The following is an 18,011-nucleotide window of genomic DNA, read 5'->3' as shown; positions in this document are numbered from 1 at the left end:
ACGCCCAGCGGCCCTCGGCGGCTGAGCGCGTACGAACTCTCGTCGAGTCCCATGGTATGGCGTCGCTGGACATCCCCGGAGTCGAGGATCCCGACGACAGCGGCCTCTCGGCCCCCGTCTGCCGGACCGTGACGCCGGAAGGGGACGTGCTGTTGCTGGTTCCTGGGGACTCCGTCGCCGCCCGGTCCGCCGCACACGCCCAGGACGACGACCTCCCCGCCGTGATGGAGATCACGGATGTGGCGCCGGTCTCGGTACCCCACCGGATCCGCGGCCGCGCCTGGGTCGCCGGCTGGCTCACCCCCGTGCGCAACGAGCAGCGCGCCCGGGCCGCGATGCTGCTCGCCGAGCGGCACCCGGTCGGCGAACTCCTGGGCATCGGCGAGGCGTTGGCCCCCGACCCGACCCCCGGCCAGTACGGCCGACCCGCCTGGATGCTGCTGCGTCTGGAGGTGGGCGAGGGCGCCGTGGACGACCTGTGGGGCGCGGAGCCCTTCGAGCCCGACGAGTTCGCCGCCGCGGCACCCGACCCACTGGTCGCGCACGAGGCGGAGCTGCTCCAGCACCTGCACTCCGCCCACGCCGAGCAGGTGCGCGGGCTGTGTTCGCTGCTCGGCGAGCGCGGCGAGAGCTGCGGGGTGCGGGACCACGCCGTCCCGGTCGGCCTGGACCGCTTCGGACTGCGGGTGCGCTTCAGCGACGGCGACCGGCGGACCTTCGACGCCCGCTTCGACTTCCCCGAGCCGGTGCGGGACATCGCCGAGCTGCGCCGGGCCATGCACGTGCTCTTCGAGGCCGCGGCGGACTGACCGCCGCCACGGCCCGCCGGCCGTCGGATCAGTCGCCGTTCTCGCCGCGCAGCCGGGCCCTGACCCGCTCGGCGACATCGGCGTAGCGCGCCTCGGCGCCGTGCCGGGTGGGGGCGTAGTAGCGCGTGCCGTGCACCTCGTCCGGGGCGTACTGCTGAGCCGCGATGCCGCCCGGCAGGTCGTGCGGGTACTGGTAGCCCCGGCCGTGGCCCAACTTCTGGGCGCCCTGGTAGTGGCTGTCGCGCAGGTGCGCGGGCACCGGCCCGGCCTTGCCGGCGCGGACGTCCGCCAGCGCGGCGTCTATCGCCAGATACGCGGCGTTGGACTTCGGCGCCAGGGCGAGCGCGATGGTGGCCTGGCTCAGCGTGATCCGGGCCTCGGGGAAGCCGATCAGCGCCACCGCCTGGGCCGCGGCCACCGCGGTCTGCAACGCCGTCGGATCGGCCAACCCGATGTCCTCGCTGGCCGAGATCATCAGCCGGCGGGCGATGAACCGCGGGTCCTCCCCGGCCTCGATCATCCGCGCCAGATAGTGCAGCGCGGCGTCCACGTCGGAGCCGCGGATCGACTTGATCAGCGCGCTGGCGACGTCGTAGTGCTGATCGCCGGCCCGGTCGTACTTCACCGCCGCGCGGTCGACCGACTCCTCCAACGTCCGCAGGGTGATCTCCTGCTCCCCCTTGGCCAGCGCCGATCCGGCGCCCGCCTCCAGGGCCGTCAGCGCCCGCCGGGCGTCCCCGCCCGCGATCCGCAGCAGATGCGCCTCGGTGTCCTCGGGGAGGGTGACCGCCCCGCCCAGGCCGCGCTCGTCGGTGAGCGCCCGGCGCATCAGGCCGCGCAGGTCGTCGTCGGTGAGCGGTTCGAGGGTCAGCAGCAGCGAGCGGGAGAGCAGCGGGGAGATCACCGAGAAGTACGGGTTCTCGGTCGTGGCGGCGATCAGGGTCACCCAGCGGTTCTCCACCGCGGGCAGCAGGGAGTCCTGCTGGGCCTTGCTGAAGCGGTGGATCTCGTCCAGGAAGAGGACCGTCTCCTTGCCGTAGCCGCCCGAGGCGCGGCGGGCGCCGTCGATGACCGCCCGGACCTCCTTGACCCCGGCCGTGATCGCGGAGAGCTCCACGAAGCGCTTCTTCGTCGCCTGGCTGACGACGTACGCCAGGGTGGTCTTCCCGATGCCCGGCGGCCCCCACAGGAACACCGAGGACGGCCCCGCCGGCCCGCCGGCCCCCTCCCCCACCAACCGCCGCAGCGGCGATCCGGGCTTGAGCAGGTGCTGCTGCCCCACGACTTCGTCGAGGGTGCGCGGGCGCATGCGCACGGCGAGCGGGGACCCCGCGGGGTCCTTCTCCTGACGGTCTTCTGCGGCGGCGGTGAACAGGTCGGGCTCCACGTCTACGGAGCCTATGCCACCCCACTGACAACGCCCCGGCCGCCGGGGTACGGCGGCCGGGGCGAGAGGCTTCCTGACGGGTCCGAACGGCTCCTCAAGGGCCGGTCAGAGCAGGCTGCTCCAGTACGACCACCAGCGGGTCAGGATCAGCAGCGCGATCACGCCGTACCAGAGCACCGGGACCACCCAGTGGAACTCCACCACCGCGTCCCGCAGCCCCCGGGGCGCCGGCAGGATGCCGTGCTTGAGGTTGTGCACCGTGGTGTACCAGAACATCGCGATGGTGACGCACCAGGTCAGCGTGCACCACAGGCACAGCGCGTTGATCGAGTACAGCGACTGGGACATCAGCCACATGCAGAAGACCGCGGCCAGCAGCGTACCCACGTTGAGGCCGAGCCAGTACCAGCGGCGGAAGCGGGCGCCGGCCAGCAGCGCCATACCGATCCCGACGACGATGCCGAAACCGATCAGGCCGGCCCACGGGTTCGGGAAGCCGAAGACCTCCGCCTGCTTGCTCTGCATCACGCTGCCGCAGGAGATGATCGGGTTGAAGCTGCAGGCGGGCTTGAAGTTCGGGTCCTTCAGCAGCTCCAGCTTGTCCAGGCTGATGATCCAGGCGGCCAGCAGACCCAACGCGCCGGTGATCACCAGGAGCACGGCGAAGCCGCGACCCGAGCCGGTGGTCCCCGCCGCGCTCGTGCGGTCGTCGTCGGTGGACACGTCGTCAAGCGCTGTCGTCGTCATATGGCCGTTTCCGTCGGTCCCGTGGGGAGAGGATCCCGGCCGGCGTGACCCGGCCGCGTCCTTCATTGTGCCGCACCTCCCTGTGAGACCGGGGCGCCGAGCACGGATCCGGGGTGATTCCGCGGACCCGGCATTGACGCGGGGGCCCGGACGGCGCGCTGCCGTCCGGGCCCCCGGGTGCGTACGGGTACGGGTCAGCCGAGCGCCCGGCGGACCTCCTCGACCACCGCGTCCAGCACGACCGGGGTCTGCTCGCCGCTCTGCAGGTCCTTGAGCTGGACCAGGCCCTCGGCCAGGTCCCGCTCGCCGGCCACCAACGCCAGCCGCGCACCGGAGCGGTTGGCGGACTTCATGGCGTTCTTCAGGCCCTTGCCGCCGTACGCGAAGTCGGTCGCGACGCCGGCCTGGCGCAACTCGGTGACCTTGCCGAACAGCACCCGGCGGGCCTCCTCGCCGAGCGGCACGGCGTAGACGGAAGTGGCGGCCGGGATGTCGAGGTTGACGCCCTCGGCCTCCAGGGCCAGCACGGTGCGGTCGACACCCAACGCCCAGCCGACGGACGGCAGTTCGGGGCCGCCGATCATCTCGGAGAGGCCGTCGTAGCGGCCGCCGCCGCCCACCGCGGACTGCGAGCCCAGGCCGTCGTGGACGAACTCGAAGGTGGTGCGGGTGTAGTAGTCCAGACCGCGGACCAGCTTCGGGTCGTCCTCGAAGGCCACGCCCGCCGCGGTCAGCAGCTCGCGCACCTGCTCGTGGTACGTCTTGCACGCCTCGCAGAGGTAGTCGCGCAGCATCGGCGCGCCGATCAACTGCTCCTGGACCGCCTCGCGCTTGTCGTCCAGGACCCGCAGCGGGTTGATCTCGATCCGGCGGCGGGTGTCCTCGTCCAGCTCCAGCCCGCGCAGGAAGTCCTGGAGCGCGGCGCGGTAGACGGGACGGCACTCCTTGTCGCCCAGCGAGTTCAGCAGGATCCGGAAGTCGCGCAGCCCCAGCGAGCGGTACGCCTGGTGCGCCAGGATGATCAACTCGGCGTCCAGCGCCGGGTCCTCGGCGCCGATCGCCTCGGCACCGACCTGCGAGAAGTGCCGGTAACGGCCCTTCTGCGGGCGCTCGTAGCGGTAGTACGAGCCGGAGTACCAGAGCTTGACGGGGAGGTTGCCGCCCTTGTGGAGGTTGGCCTCCAGCGCGGCGCGCAGCACGGACGCGGTGCCCTCGGGGCGCAGCGCCAGCTTGTCGCCGCCCTTGGTCTCGAAGGCGTACATCTCCTTGGTGACGATGTCGGTGGACTCACCGACACCGCGGGCGAACAGCTCGACGTTCTCGAAGCCGGGCGTCTCGATGTAGCCGTAGCCGGAGTTCCTCAGCGGTGCGGCGATCGCCTCGCGCACCGCGAGGTACGTCGCGGAGTTCGGCGGGATCAGGTCGTAGGTGCCCTTGGGTGCCTGAAAGGTGCTCACGGAAGGTTCTCGTCACATTCCTCGTCGCGGAGCGGCGGTCTGCGTGCCGTCTCCGAGGCCGGCGGCCACCTGCCGGAGGAAGGGGTTGGTGGCGCGTTCGCGGCCGATGGTGGTCTGGGGGCCGTGGCCGGAGAGGACCACGGTCGAGTCGTCCAGCGGGAGGCATACGCGCTCCAGCGACCGGAGGATCTCGGCGTGGTCGCCGCCCGGCAGGTCGGTGCGTCCGATGGAGCCGGCGAACAACAGGTCGCCCGAGAACAAGACCGGCGGAACGTCGGCCTGTTCGGGCATCCGGAAGGTCACCGACCCCTTGGTATGGCCCGGTGCGTGCGCGACCGAGAACTCCATCCCGGCCAGTTCCAGGGTGCTGCCATCGGCCAGCTCCTTGACGTCGTCCGGCTCGCCCACGGTCAGCTCGCCCATGAGCTGCTGACCGATGGAGCGGCCCAGGGCCTTCTCCGGGTCGCTCATCATGTAGCGGTCCTCGGGGTGGATCCAGGCGGGGACGTCGTGCGCACCGCACACCGGGACGACCGACGCGACGTGGTCGAGGTGGCCGTGGGTGAGGATGACCGCGACGGGCTTGAGCCGATGCTTCCTGAGCGCGTCCTCAACGCCGGGGGCCGCCTGGTGGCCCGGGTCGATGATCACGCACTCCTCGCCGGCGGCGGGGGCGACCAAGTAGCAGTTGGTCCCCCAGGCCCCGGCGGGGAACCCGGCAATCAGCACGTTCGTCCTTAAAGATCGGCGGGGGGCGGGCCTGCGGGACCGCGCCCGGAACATCTCGGCAGCTCCAGAGCCTACCGGCGCGACTCCCGCCAGGGCGAACCCGTATACGGTACGGCCACGGCCGTGACCCATCGGACAGGCCCCAGGGGCAACGATCGACGCTCAGGACAAGGAGACGACCGGTGGCCAGCAAGGACCAGCGGCGGCGCCAGCTCGCCCGGCAGAAGTACGAGCGCCAGCAGCAACGACGGACCGACAGCACGCGGCGGACCAAGCGGCGCAACGTGGTCATCGCCGGCGTCGTGGCGGTCGTGCTGGCCGCCGGCGCGACGGCGTACGCCTCCGCCTCGCTGATCGGCGGTGACCGTGCGGACACCTCCGACCAGGCCGCCGCCAGCCCCTCCCCGACCGCCGCCGACCCGTGCGCCCGGCCCGCCAAGGGCAGCCCGTCGACGAAGACCTGGTCGAAGGAGCCGGCGATGACGGTCGACGCCTCGGCGTCCTACACCGCGGAGTTGGCCACCACCTGCGGGCGGATCACCTTCACCATGGACGCCGGCAAGACCCCGCACACCGTCAACTCCTTTGCCTTCCTGGCCGGTCAGGGCTACTTCGACCACAGCCGCTGCCACCGCCTCGTCGACGCGGGGATCTACGTCCTGCAGTGCGGCGACCCGAAGGGCACCGGCCAGGGCACCCCCGGTTACACGCTCCCCGACGAGAACCTCAAGGACCCCCGGATCAAGGGCAATGTGTATCCGGCGGGCACGGTCGCGATGGCCAACCGCTACGACGGCCAGGACCCCAAGACCCGTAATTCCGGGGGCAGTCAGTTCTTCCTCGTCTACAAGGACAGCCAGTTGCCCCCGAATTACACGCCGTTCGGCCGGATCACCGGCGGGATGGACGTGCTGAAGAAGATCGCCGCCGCCGGTTCGCACCCCGATCCGGCCACCGGCAACACCGCTCCCAACGCCACGGTCGTCATCAACGGGGCGTCGGTCAGGAAATCCTGACCGACGCGGGGGCCGGCGCGGGGGCGGGTACCGTCCGTCCCATCTGGAATTTCGGTCGTGCTGGATGCGGACAGCCGACCGCCGGTCGCCTAGATTGGCGTTGTGTAGGGTGCCTGCTCCGACGGCCTGCCACCCTCACCGCAATTCAGCCCGTCGGACCGGTCGGGGCGCTGCCCCGCCGGACAGAAACTGTGGACGATGCCGGGGGGCCACAGCCCGCGTCGGCATCATGTGGAGGAGGCGCTGTGAGCAGCGACCCATGGGGCCGCGTCGATGAGACGGGGACCGTGTACGTGCGTACCGCCGACGGCGAGCAGGTCGTCGGATCGTGGCAGGCGGGCACTCCAGAGGAGGCCCTGGCCTACTTCGAGCGCAAGTATGAGGGCCTGGTCGTCGAGATCGGCCTCCTGGAGCGACGGGTCAAGACCACCGACCTCTCGGCGAAGGACGCCCAGGCCGCCATCGACCACCTGCGCCAGCAGGTCGACGAGCACCACGCGGTGGGCGATCTGGAAGCGCTGAGGAAGCGGCTGGACGGGCTGGTCAGCACGGTCGAGTCGCGGCGCGAGGAACGCCGGGCGGCGAAGGCCCGGCAGACCGACGAGGCGCGGCAGTCCAAGGAGAAGCTGGTCGTCGAGGCCGAGGAGCTGGCGGCCAGCGAGCAGTGGCGGGCCGCCGGCGAGCGGCTGCGGGCGCTGGTGGACACCTGGAAGGGGCTGCCCCGGCTGGACCGCAAGACCGACGACGAGCTGTGGCACCGCTTCTCGCACGCCCGGTCGGCGTTCTCGAAGCGGCGCAAGGGGCACTTCGCCTCGTTGGACGCGCAGCGCGAGGAGGCCCGCAAGGCCAAGGAGAAGCTGGTCGCCGAGGCCGAGGCACTCTCCGGCTCCACGGACTGGGGCGCCACCGCGGCCCGTTACCGCGAGCTGATGCAGGACTGGAAGGCCGCCGGCCGCGCCCAGCGCGAGCACGAGGACGACCTGTGGAACCGCTTCCGCGGCGCCCAGGACGTCTTCTTCCAGGCCCGCAGCGAGGTCTTCGCGGAGCGCGACGCCGAGCAGCGGGAGAACCTGACCCGCAAGGAGGAGTTGGCCGCCGAGGCGGAGAAGCTGCTCCCGGTCACCGACCTGAAGGCGGCCCGGTCCGCGTTCCGGGCGATCAACGAGCGGTGGGAGGCCATCGGCCACGTGCCGCGGGACGCCCGCCCCAAGATCGAGGGCCGGATGCACACCGTCGAGCGGGCCATCCAGGACGCCGAGGAGGCCGAGTGGCGGCGGACCAACCCCGAGGCGCGGGCGCGCGCCGCGGGGCTGACCGGCCAGCTCCAGGACGCCGTCGACAAGCTCCAGAAGCAGATCGACACGGCCCGGGCGGCCGGCAACACCGCCAAGGCGGACAAGCTCGGCCGCGAGCTGGAGGGCCGCAAGGCCCTGCTTGACCAGGCCCTGAAGGGACTTGAGGAGTTCGGCGGCTGACGCCGGTCGGACGCGCGAAGGCCCGGTACGGACGATCCGTACCGGGCCTTTCCCGTGCGGGTTCGCTCAGGGCCGGCGGGCCGAGGTCACCCGGTACACGTCGTAGACGCCCTCGACGCCGCGGACGGCCTTCAGGACGTGGCCCAGGTGCTTGGGGTCACCCATCTCGAAGGTGAAGCGCGAGGTGGCGACCCGGTCGCGGGAGGTCTGCACGGCCGCGGAGAGGATGTTGACGTGCTGGTCCGAGAGGACCCGGGTGACGTCCGACAACAGCCGGGAGCGGTCCAGCGCCTCCACCTGGATGGCGACGAGGAAGACCGACGACTGGGTCGGCGCCCACTCGACCTCCAGGATCCGCTCGGGCTGTCGGGAGAGCGAGTCCACGTTGACGCAGTCGGCGCGGTGCACCGAGACGCCGCTGCCGCGGGTGACGAACCCGATGATGGGGTCGCCCGGCACCGGAGTACAACAGCGGGCCAGCTTGACCCACACGTCGTCCACGCCCTTGACGACCACACCCGGGTCCGCGCTCGTCCGACGCTTGGAACGGGGCCGGATCGGCGTCGACTCGGCGATGTCCTCGGTGGCCTCGTCCTGCCCGCCGAGCGCCTGCACCAGCTTCTGGACGACGCCCTGCGCGGCGACATGGCCCTCGCCGATGGCGGCGTAGAGCGAGGAGATGTCCGGGTAGCGCATCTCGTGCGCCAGGGTGACCAGGGAGTCGCCGGTCAGGATCCGTTGGATCGGCAGGTTCTGCTTGCGCATCGCGCGGGCGATGGCGTCCTTGCCCTGCTCGATGGCCTCGTCGCGGCGCTCCTTGGAGAACCACGCGCGGATCTTGTTGCGGGCCCGCGGGGACTTCACGAAGCTCAGCCAGTCGCGGGACGGGCCCGCGCCGGCCGCCTTGGAGGTGAAGACCTCCACCAAGTCGCCGTTGTCCAGGGTCGATTCGAGCGGGACGAGGCGCCCGTTGACCCGGGCCCCTATCGTGCGGTGGCCGACCTCGGTGTGCACCGCGTAGGCGAAGTCGACCGGGGTGGCGCCGGCCGGCAGCGCTATCACGTCGCCCTTGGGCGTGAAGACGAAGACCTCGTTGCGGGAGAGGTCGAAGCGCAGCGACTCCAGGAACTCGCCCGGGTCCTCGGTCTCCTTCTGCCAGTCCAGCAACTGCCGCAGCCAGGCCATGTCGTTGACGGTGTCCTGGCCGGCGCCCTTGCCGGTGCCCTTGGGTGCGTCAGTGCGCACCTTGGAGGCGCCGGCGACCGCCTCCTGCTTGTACTTCCAGTGCGCGGCGATGCCGTACTCGGCGCGGCGGTGCATGTCGAAGGTGCGGATCTGGAGCTCAACGGGCTTGCCGTTGGGGCCGATCACCGTCGTGTGCAGCGACTGGTACATGTTGAACTTGGGCATCGCGATGTAGTCCTTGAACCGGCCGGGGACCGGGTTCCACCGCGCGTGGATGGTGCCGAGGGCGGCGTAGCAGTCCCGGACGGTGTCGACGAGGACGCGGATGCCCACCAGGTCGTAGATCTCGGCGAAGTCGCGGCCGCGCACGATCATCTTCTGGTAGACGCTGTAGTAGTGCTTGGGGCGGCCGGTGACGGTGGCCTTGATGCGGGCGGCGCGGAGGTCGGCCTGGACCTCGTCGGTCACTATCGCGAGGTACTCGTCCCGTTTGGGCGCGCGCTCGGCGACCAGCCGGACGATCTCGTCGTACATCTTGGGGTAGAGGATCGCGAACGCGAGGTCCTCCAGCTCCCACTTGATGGTGTTCATGCCCAGCCGGTGCGCCAGCGGGGCGTAGATCTCCAGCGTCTCGCGGGCCTTCTTCTCCTGCTTCTCCCGCTTGAGGTACCGCATGGTGCGCATGTTGTGCAGCCGGTCGGCCAGCTTGATGACCAGCACCCGCGGGTCCTTGGCCATCGCCACGACCATCTTGCGGACCGTCTCGGCCTGCGCGGCCTCGCCGAACTTGACCTTGTCCAGCTTGGTGACGCCGTCGACGAGCAGCGCGACCTGGTCGCCGAAGTCCCGGCGCAGGGTGTCCAGGCCGTACTCGGTGTCCTCGACGGTGTCGTGCAGCAGCCCCGCCATCAGCGTCGCCGGGTCCATGCCGAGCTCGGCGAGGATGGTGGTGACCGCGAGCGGGTGGGTGATGTACGGGTCGCCGCTCTTGCGCTTCTGGCCGCGGTGCCAGCGCTCGGCGACCTGGTAGGCCCGCTCGACCTGGCGCAGCGTCGCCGTCTCGATCTTCGGGTCGTTGCTGCGGACCGCCCGCAGCAGCGGCTCCAGGACCGGGTTGTACGGGCTGGAACGCTGGACGCCGAGGCGGGCCAGGCGGGCCCGGACGCGGTTGGGCGAGCCGGAGCGGCCGGCCGTGGCGGTCGGCAGCGGCTTGGCCGTCGCCGGCGGCGAGGCGGGGGCCGGGCGGGAGCGGCCGGCGGGGGCGACGGTGCCGTCGGCCGCGGTCTGCCGCTCGGGCTTCGACGCGTCGGAGGAAGCCGCGGGCTGCGGCTTCGGCTCGTCCGGGCGCACGGCGGGGGTCCCCGTCGGACGCGGTCCGGGGGAGAGCGGCTGGGCCTCGTCTGGCAAGGGCACTCCTCAGGCGGGTTCGGACCCCAGGGCCTCGAAGCGGCCGGGGTGCCATGGTATCGAGCCCATGGCCACGGCCGCCGCGCGGCCGCGGGTCCGGTACCTGACACAGCAGCGGGGGCACCCGGAATGTTCCGGATGCCCCCGCTTGTCGCCACGGGTGCCGGCCGCACGGCCGACGACGGCTCAGACCGTGATCAGGGCCTCCAGCGGAGCGCCCTTCAGGCCCGGCTCCAGCCGCTGCCGCCCGGCCAGGAAGCCGAGCTCCAGCAGCACGGCCACGCCCGCCACCTCGGCGCCGGCCCGGCGGATCAACTGGAGCGAGGCGTCGGCGGTGCCGCCGGTGGCCAGCACGTCGTCGATCACCAGCACCCGGTCACCGGGCGCCAGCGCATCGGCGTGCACCTCGATCTCGGCGGTGCCGTACTCCAGGTCGTACGCCTGGCCCAGCGTCGCGCCTGGCAGCTTGCCGGCCTTGCGGACCGGGACGAAGCCGACCCCGGCGGCCACCGCGACCGGCGCCGCGAGGATGAAGCCGCGGGCCTCCAGACCCACCACCTTGTCGACCCGGAAACGCGCGCACAGATCGACGAAGGCGCTGGTCAGGGCGCGGAACGCGACCGGATCCGCGAGCAGCGGGGTGATGTCCTTGAACATCACGCCCGGCTTCGGGTAGTCCGGGACGTCCGCGATCCGGTCCAGGAGCAGCTCGCGCAGCTCGGTGGGGGCGCTCATCGGCGCCTCCCTGAGGGACGGCCGCGGCCGCGGTTGCGGGACGCGGGTTGGGAGCGGGGCCCGACCACCGCGGCGCCCTCGTCCTCCTCGGCGCCGTCCTCGGCCACCGCCTCGTCCGACTCCTCCTGGCGGGCCGCCTCCTTGGTCGCGGCCGAGGCGCGCTTGGCGGCGACCCGCTTGGCCAGCGCCTTCATCTGCGGCTCACCGTTCTTCAGGTCGGCGACCAGCGGGGTCGCGATGAAGATCGACGAGTAGGCACCGGCGGCCAGACCCACGAACAGGGCCAGCGAGATGTCGTTGAGCATGCCCGCACCGAGCAGGCCACCGCCGACGAACAGCAGACCGGCGACCGGGAGCAGCGCCACGACCGTGGTGTTGATCGAGCGCACCAGGGTGCTGTTGATGCTGCGGTTGGCGATCTCGCTGTAGGTGAAGCGGGTCTGCTTGGTGATGTCCTTGGAGGCTTCCTTGAGGCTGTCGAAGACGACGACGGTGTCGTAGAGCGAGTAGCCGAGGATCGTCAGCAGACCGATGACCGTGCCCGGGGTGACCTCGAAGCCGACCAGGGCGTAGACGCCGACCGTGATCGTCAGGTCGTGGATCAGCGCGACCAGCGCGGCGACCGCCATCCGCCACTCGAAGGCGACGGCGAGGTAGAGCACCACGAGGACCATGAAGATCCCCAGGCCCAGCCACGCCTTGTTGGCGATCTGCTCGCCCCAACTCGGGCCGACCAGCTGGGTGTTGACGTCCTTGACCGGGACCTTGAGGTCCTTGGCGATCTCCTCCTGGACGGGCACCGCCTGCTTGGTGTCCAGACCGCTGATCTGGATCCGCAGGGCGCCGCCGCCCAGTTGCTGCACCAGAGCCTGGTGGCCGGGTGCGGCCGACTCGGCGTGGTGCTGGGCCTCGGTGGTGGAGACCGAGGTCTTCGGGGTGGTGAAGACCGCACCGCCGGAGAACTCGATGCCCATGTTCAGGCCGCGCACCGCCAGGCCGACGATGGCCGTGATGGTGATCAGGATCGAGACGCCGTACCAGATCTTCCGCTTGCCGATGAAGTCGTAGCCGACCTCACCGCGGTAGAGCCGGGCGCCGAGGTTGCCGAGCTTGGACATCTCACGCCTCCTTCGTCGGGGTGGGGGCGGTGCGACGACGGCGCAGCGGCGGCTGGGCACCCAGGCGCTTGGGGTCGAGGCCGGACCACGGGTGCCCCGAGGCGAAGAACTTCCGCTGGGCCAACAGCGTCATCAGGGGCTTGGTGAAGAGGAAGACCACGACCACGTCGAGCAGGGTGGTCAGGCCCAGCGTGAACGCGAAGCCCTGCACCTTGCCGACGGTGACGATGAACAGCACCGCCGCGGCCAGGAACGACACGAAGTCGGAGACCAGGATCGTGCGGCGGGCCCGCGGCCAGCCGCGCTCGACGGCCGGGCGCAGCGTGCGGCCCTCGCGGATCTCGTCCCGGATGCGCTCGAAGTAGACGATGAACGAGTCGGCGGTGATGCCGATGGCGACGATGGCGCCGCAGACCGCCGGGAGGTTCAGCGCGAACCCGATGGTCGGGCCGAGCAGCGTCATGATCGTGTACGTCAGGACCGCCGAGACGCCCAGGCTCGCCAGCGCGACCAGCGCCAGCCCTCGGTAGTAGGCGACCAGGTAGACGATGACCAACGCGAGGCCGATGGCGCCGGCGATCAGACCCGCCTGCAACTGTTCGCCGCCGAGCGCCGCGGTGACCGTGGTCTCGTCGTCGATCTTGAAGGAGAGCGGCAGGGCGCCGTACGACAGCATGTTGCCGAGGTCCTCGGCGGACTGCTGGGTGAAGCCGCCGGAGATGGTGGCGTTGCCGCCGTTGAGGCGCTCGCTGACGCGCGGGTCGGAGACGACCGAGCCGTCCAGCACGATCGCGAACTGGTTCTGCGGCTGCGTCTTGGCCGCCAGCTTGCCGGTGACGTCCGCGAACTTCTTGCCGCCGCCGGAGGTGAAGTCCATCTGGACGATCCAGCCCTGGCCCTGCTGGCTGTCGAAGACGGCCTTGGCGTCCTTGACGTCGGTGCCCTCGACGCCGACCGGGCCGAGCACGTACTTCTGCGAACCGTCCTGCTTGCAGGCCACGACCGGGTCGGAGGGCTTGGTGCCGGCGGCCTGCTCATTGGCCTGGGACAGGCTCTGCTTGGTGGAGCAGTCCAGCGCCGCGAACTGCTTCTGCAGCGCGGGCGGGATGTCCGCGCCACCGGGAACGGGCGGCGTCGGCGGCGTGGAGGGCTTGTCCGAAGCGGAGGCGGAGGGCGAGGCGGACGGCTTCTTCAGCGCGTCGGTGACCGCGCGGCCCTGGGTGGTGGAGCTGGCGCTCGGCGACGGCGAGGCGCCCTGCTGGGAACCCTTGCCGCCGGTGGCCTTCTCGCCGCCCTTGCCGCTCTGCGAGGGGCTGGGCTCGGGCGTCTTGGCGCCGGCGGCGGTGGTCAGCACCGGCCGGAAGGCGAGCTGGGCGGTGGTGCCGACCTGTTGGCGGGCCTGCTTCGCGTCCGTCCCCTTGGGGATGTTCACGATGATGTGGCCGGTGCCCTGCGTCTGGACCTCGGCCTCGGACACACCCAGACCGTTGACCCGCCGCTCCATGATGCCGGCGGCGGTGTTCATGTTGGTCTCGTTGATCGCATTGGGTTTGCCCGGCTGGTTCTGCGCGGCCAGCGTGAAGCTGGTACCGCCCGCCAGGTCGATGCCCAGCCGCGGGGTCAGATGGTTGGAGTAGAACATGCCTCCGACCAACGCCACCATCGCGATCAGGACCAGGATCAGGGTGCGCCCTGGATGCCCCTGGCTCGCGGGCGCCCTACGGCCCTTTTTCGGTGCTGCCACCTTGTCGATTCTCCCTGTCCAACCCCTCGGCCTGGGATGTCTGCCGAGCGGCCACGAAGTGTTGTGGGGACGTGCCCCCGCCGGAGCCTAGACCGTCCGGGAACCGCGGTGCGCCTGATCTGGGGGCGAGCCGCGGTCCCTCACTACGGAACGACTACTTCGCGTCGGCGCCGCCGGCCTTCTTGCCGTCCTTGGCGGCCTCGGCCTCGGCGGCGGGCTCGTCGGCCTTCTTGGCCTCGGCGTCCTTGGCCTTCTCGGCGGGCTCGGCGTCCTTGGCGGCCTCGGCCTTGCCCAGGTCGATCTTGCCGGCCTCGTCACCCTTGTCGGCGGCCTCGTCGGCGCTGGTCAGCGACGAGAGGTCGTCCGGGACGACCGGACGGTCCTCGCTGGAGATCGGGTCGGCGCCGTCCAGAATGCGGTTGAACTCCTCGTCCGCGAGCACCGCACCGATGGCGTTCTTTGCGTAGATGGCGTGCACGCCGGGGGCGACCTCCAGGAGGACGGTGTCCTCGTGGATCTCCTTGACCGTGGCGTACATGCCGCCGATGGTCCGGACGCCGGTGCCGGGCTGCATCTCGTTGCGCATCTGCTGGGCCGCCTGCTGCTTCTTCTTGGCGGACCGCGTCATCAGGAACATGGCCCCGATGAGGACGATGAAGGGGAGGAGAGTCACGATACTCACGGGACGGAAATCCTTCGCACGACCGCTTCACCGCGGTCTCATATACAGGGGTGGAAATACCGTCCATACGGACGGCATCGGCGGAGTCTAAGCGAGTCCGCACCACAGGAACAACGCCCAGCATCGCACCGCAGTTCCTGACCGGGCGAGTCCCCGCGCCGTCATGCCCCGAACAGGCCGTGCTGTCCCGTTCCACCCGCCTGCTGCGGCGGAACCAGCCCGAGGTGCGCCCAGGCCGCCGGGGTGGCGATCCGGCCGCGCGGCGTACGGGCCAGCAGCCCCTCCCGGACCAGGAACGGCTCGGCGACCTCCTCGACGGTCTCCCGCTCCTCCCCCACCGCGACCGCGAGGGTGGACAATCCGACCGGGCCGCCGCCGAACAGCTTGAGCAGGGCGGTGAGCACCGCCCGGTCGAGCCGGTCCAACCCCCGGCTGTCGACCTCGTAGACCCCCAGGGCCTGCGCGGCGACCTCGCGGGTGATCACGCCGTCGGCCTTGACCTGGGCGTAGTCGCGGACCCGGCGCAGCAGACGGTTGGCGATCCGGGGCGTACCGCGGGAGCGGCCGGCGATCTCGGCGGCGCCGTCGGGCTCTATCGCCACGTCCAGCAGGCTGGCGGAGCGGTGGATGACGCGCTCCAGCTCGGCCGGGGCGTAGAACTCCATGTGGCCGGTGAAGCCGAAGCGGTCGCGCAGCGGCGGCGGCAGCAGACCGGCCCGGGTGGTGGCCCCGACCAGGGTGAACGGCGGGAGCTCCAGGGGGATGGCGGTGGCGCCCGGCCCCTTGCCGACGATCACGTCGACCCGGAAGTCCTCCATCGCCATGTAGAGCATCTCCTCGGCCGGCCGGGACATCCGGTGGATCTCGTCGAGGAAGAGGACCTCGCCCTCCTGGAGGGAGGAGAGGATCGCCGCCAGATCGCCGGCGTGCTGGATGGCGGGGCCGGAGGTGATCCGGATCGGGGCGCCCATCTCGGCCGCGATGATCATGGAGAGGGTGGTCTTGCCCAGGCCGGGGGCGCCGGAGAGCAGCACGTGGTCGGCGGTGGCGCCGCGGGCGCGGGCCGCCTTCAGCACCAGGTCGAGCTGCTCCCGGACCCGCTCCTGGCCGACGAACTCCGCCAGGTCCTTGGGCCGCAGCGCGGCCTCGACCGCGTTCTCCTCGCCGTCGGCGTCGGCCGCCACCAGTCGGTCGGCCGGCCCGCCGGCGGGCTCCTCGGCGGTGGACGGTGCGGTGTCGTCCCAGTTCACTGCGGATTGCCTCGCGGGGTCGGGGCGGTCGGGCCGCCTGCGTGGTCGTGCGGTCGGGGGCGCGCGGCCGGGGCGGTCATCGGGCGCGGTTGAGGGTCTGCAGCGCCGCCTTGAGGAGCTGCGGCACCTGTGGGGTGGAGCCCGCGGCGGCGGCCGCCTCGGCCTGCGGGGCCACCGCGGCGACCGCCTCGTCGGCCTCCTTGGCGGCATACCCCAGACCGACCAGCGCGGCCAGGAGCTGATCGCGCCAGCCGGCCGGCCCGGCCGCGGCCCCGGCGACCGGACGGGCGCCGCCGACGGGCGCGCCGAGCCGGTCCTTGAGCTCCAACAGCAGCTTCTGAGCGCCCTTCTTGCCGATGCCCGGCACCGCCGTCAGCGCCCTCTCGTCGCCGGTGGACACCGCGAGCCGCAGGGCGTCCGGGGAGTGCACCGCGAGCATCGCCTGGGCCAGCCGCGGGCCGACGCCGCTGGCGGTCTGCAGCAGCTCGAACGTCCCCCGCTCGTCGTCGTCGGCGAAGCCGTAGAGGGTCAGGGAGTCCTCGCGGACGACGAGGGAGGTGGCCAACTTGGCGCGCTCGCCGAGCCGGAGGCCGGAGAGGGTGTTCGGCGTGCACTGGACGGCGATGCCGATGCCGCCGACCTCGACGACGGCGCTGTCCGGTGCGAGGCCCGCGACCGGGCCGGAGACAAAGGCGATCATCGGGTGCCCTTCAGGGTGCGAGCGGGAACGGAGGTGCGGCGGGCCGCGGCCTGGGCCTGCTGGAGGCGGTTGACCGCGGGGGCGCGCCAGATGTGACAGATGGCCAGGGCGAGGGCGTCGGCGGCGTCGGCCGGCTTCGGCGGCGCGGACAGCCGCAACAGCCGCGTCACCATCGCGCCGACCTGCGCCTTGTCGGCCCGTCCTGAGCCGGTGACCGCGGCCTTGACCTCGCTGGGGGTGTGCAGCGCGACCGGCAGCCCGCGGCGGGCGGCGCACAGCATCGCGACCGCACTGGCCTGGGCGGTGCCCATGACCGTACGGACGTTGTGCTGGCTGAAAACCCGCTCCACGGCGACGCATTCGGGCCGGTGCTCATCGAGCCACGCGTCTATGCCGCGCTCGATCAGCACCAGACGCTGCGCGACGTCCGCATCCGCCGCAGTGCGCACCACGCCGACGCCGACCATGCTCAACGGCCGTCCGGCCACCCCGTCGACCACGCCGACCCCGCAGCGCGTCAGCCCCGGGTCCACCCCCAGCACCTTCATCGGGCCCCGCCCCTCGCCGTCGTTCGGTCGTCTGTTCCTGACGTTCTTGCAGGTTAGTAGCTGCCACTGACAAACCGACGGGCCGGCGGGGTGTGTCCCCGCCGGCCCGTCGTACGACCGGTCAGTGCGCGCCCGTCAGGCGTCGGCCTTGGGTCATGACGTCGTCCGACACGTCGTGGCGATCCTCGCCCCGCGGCGGCCGGACGCCCTTGCGCACCAGGTCAGTCGATGGAGGCCATGACGTTGTCCGGCACGTCGAAGTTGGCGAAGACGTTCTGCACGTCGTCGCTGTCCTCCAGCGCGTCGATCAGCTTGAAGATCTTGCGCGCGCCCTCTTCCTCCAGCTCGACCTGCATGGTCGGGACGAAGTTGGCCTCGGCCGAGTCGTAGTCGATGCCGGCCTCCTGGAGCGCGGTGCGCACCGCGACCAGGTCGGTGGCCTCGCTGAGCACCTCGAAGGACTCACCGAGGTCGTTGACCTCCTCCGCACCGGCGTCCAGGACCGCGCCCAGGACGTCGTCCTCGGACAGCTCGCCCTTGGGGACGATCACCACGCCCTTGCGGTTGAAGAGGTAGGACACCGAGCCCGGGTCGGCCATCGAGCCGCCGTTGCGGGTCATCGCGACGCGGACGTCGGACGCGGCGCGGTTCCGGTTGTCGGTGAGGCACTCGATGAGGACCGCGACACCGTTGGGACCGTAGCCCTCGTACATGATCGTCTCGTAGTCGGCACCGCCGGCTTCGAGACCGCCACCGCGCTTGATCGCGGAGTCGATGTTCTTGTTCGGGACCGACTGCTTCTTCGCCTTCTGAACGGCGTCGTAGAGCGTCGGGTTACCTTCCAGGTCGACGCCGCCCATCCGCGCCGCGACCTCGATGTTCTTGATCAGCTTCGCGAAGAGCTTGCCGCGCTTGGCATCGATCACGGCCTTCTTGTGCTTCGTCGTAGCCCATTTAGAGTGGCCGGACATCCGCCTGTCTCCTTCGCGTAACCAAGTTCAGAAACGATCGCCCCAGATCCT

The 18,011-nt window shown here is 71.3% G+C and carries 16 protein-coding genes; 3 read left to right on the top strand and 13 right to left on the bottom strand.

Annotation, left to right across the window (positions count from 1 at the left end; genetic code table 11):
• Positions 1–56 precede the first annotated feature (56 nt).
• On the top strand, positions 57–809 hold the full coding sequence (locus PV796_RS31690) for a DUF2470 domain-containing protein (protein ID WP_274917036.1): 753 nt from the start codon (positions 57–59) through the stop codon (positions 807–809).
• Between the two features lie 28 nt (positions 810–837).
• Here the strand turns inward: PV796_RS31690 and PV796_RS31685 are convergent, their stop codons facing one another.
• From PV796_RS31685 to PV796_RS31670, 4 genes are all read right to left on the bottom strand, one after another.
• Complete coding sequence (locus PV796_RS31685; protein WP_274917034.1) at positions 838–2,196, bottom strand: replication-associated recombination protein A; 1,359 nt, start codon at positions 2,194–2,196, stop codon at positions 838–840.
• Positions 2,197–2,301: 105 nt separating this feature from the next.
• On the bottom strand, positions 2,302–2,943 hold the full coding sequence (locus tag PV796_RS31680; protein WP_274917032.1) for a vitamin K epoxide reductase family protein: 642 nt from the start codon (positions 2,941–2,943) through the stop codon (positions 2,302–2,304).
• A gap of 194 nt (positions 2,944–3,137) precedes the next feature.
• Complete coding sequence (gene hisS / locus PV796_RS31675; protein WP_274917031.1) at positions 3,138–4,400, bottom strand: histidine--tRNA ligase; 1,263 nt, start codon at positions 4,398–4,400, stop codon at positions 3,138–3,140.
• A 12-nt stretch (positions 4,401–4,412) separates the two neighbouring features.
• Complete coding sequence (locus PV796_RS31670; protein WP_274917030.1) at positions 4,413–5,129, bottom strand: MBL fold metallo-hydrolase; 717 nt, start codon at positions 5,127–5,129, stop codon at positions 4,413–4,415.
• 182 nt (positions 5,130–5,311) lie between these two features.
• Between PV796_RS31670 and PV796_RS31665 the strand changes: the two genes are divergently transcribed.
• Both PV796_RS31665 and PV796_RS31660 read left to right on the top strand, forming a co-directional pair.
• On the top strand, positions 5,312–6,145 hold the full coding sequence (locus tag PV796_RS31665) for a peptidylprolyl isomerase (RefSeq protein WP_274917028.1): 834 nt from the start codon (positions 5,312–5,314) through the stop codon (positions 6,143–6,145).
• A 245-nt stretch (positions 6,146–6,390) separates the two neighbouring features.
• Positions 6,391–7,620: a DUF349 domain-containing protein gene (locus PV796_RS31660; protein ID WP_274917027.1), complete on the top strand. Its 1,230-nt coding sequence runs from the start codon at positions 6,391–6,393 to the stop codon at positions 7,618–7,620.
• A 66-nt stretch (positions 7,621–7,686) separates the two neighbouring features.
• Here PV796_RS31660 and PV796_RS31655 read toward each other — a convergent pair whose 3' ends face one another.
• The 9 genes from PV796_RS31655 to PV796_RS31615 all read right to left on the bottom strand — a co-directional run bounded on the left by PV796_RS31655 (position 7,687) and on the right by PV796_RS31615 (position 17,960).
• Complete coding sequence (locus PV796_RS31655) at positions 7,687–10,212, bottom strand: RelA/SpoT family protein (RefSeq protein ID WP_274917026.1); 2,526 nt, start codon at positions 10,210–10,212, stop codon at positions 7,687–7,689.
• Between the two features lie 186 nt (positions 10,213–10,398).
• A complete protein-coding gene (locus PV796_RS31650; RefSeq protein WP_274917024.1) occupies positions 10,399–10,947 on the bottom strand; it encodes an adenine phosphoribosyltransferase in 549 nt (182 codons plus the stop codon).
• The gene (gene secF / locus PV796_RS31645; RefSeq protein ID WP_274917022.1) at positions 10,944–12,065 is read right to left on the bottom strand and encodes a protein translocase subunit SecF; all 1,122 of its coding nucleotides are present in this window, start codon (positions 12,063–12,065) and stop codon (positions 10,944–10,946) included. The genes PV796_RS31650 and secF overlap by 4 nt, the downstream gene beginning before the upstream one ends.
• Before the next feature lies 1 nt (position 12,066).
• Positions 12,067–13,809: a protein translocase subunit SecD gene (gene secD, locus PV796_RS31640; protein WP_274917021.1), complete on the bottom strand. Its 1,743-nt coding sequence runs from the start codon at positions 13,807–13,809 to the stop codon at positions 12,067–12,069.
• A 154-nt stretch (positions 13,810–13,963) separates the two neighbouring features.
• Entirely contained in the window at positions 13,964–14,491 is a 528-nt protein-coding gene (gene yajC / locus PV796_RS31635; protein ID WP_274917020.1) for a preprotein translocase subunit YajC, read from the bottom strand.
• Positions 14,492–14,652: 161 nt separating this feature from the next.
• Positions 14,653–15,741, bottom strand: a complete 1,089-nt coding sequence (gene ruvB, locus PV796_RS31630) for a Holliday junction branch migration DNA helicase RuvB (RefSeq protein WP_274917018.1) — start codon at positions 15,739–15,741, stop codon at positions 14,653–14,655.
• A gap of 76 nt (positions 15,742–15,817) precedes the next feature.
• Positions 15,818–16,441, bottom strand: coding sequence for a Holliday junction branch migration protein RuvA (ruvA, locus tag PV796_RS31625; protein ID WP_274917017.1), 624 nt, complete (start codon positions 16,439–16,441; stop codon positions 15,818–15,820).
• On the bottom strand, positions 16,438–16,989 hold the full coding sequence (gene ruvC, locus PV796_RS31620) for a crossover junction endodeoxyribonuclease RuvC (RefSeq protein ID WP_274917016.1): 552 nt from the start codon (positions 16,987–16,989) through the stop codon (positions 16,438–16,440). The genes ruvA and ruvC overlap by 4 nt, the downstream gene beginning before the upstream one ends.
• Before the next feature lie 221 nt (positions 16,990–17,210).
• On the bottom strand, positions 17,211–17,960 hold the full coding sequence (locus tag PV796_RS31615; protein WP_274917015.1) for a YebC/PmpR family DNA-binding transcriptional regulator: 750 nt from the start codon (positions 17,958–17,960) through the stop codon (positions 17,211–17,213).
• Positions 17,961–18,011: the final 51 nt, after the last annotated feature.

The organism is Streptomyces sp. WZ-12, assembly GCF_028898845.1.
GTDB lineage: Bacteria > Actinomycetota > Actinomycetes > Streptomycetales > Streptomycetaceae > Streptomyces.
The sequence above is the reverse complement of the archived record's forward strand: the minus strand, read 5'-3'. Positions and strand labels throughout refer to the sequence as shown.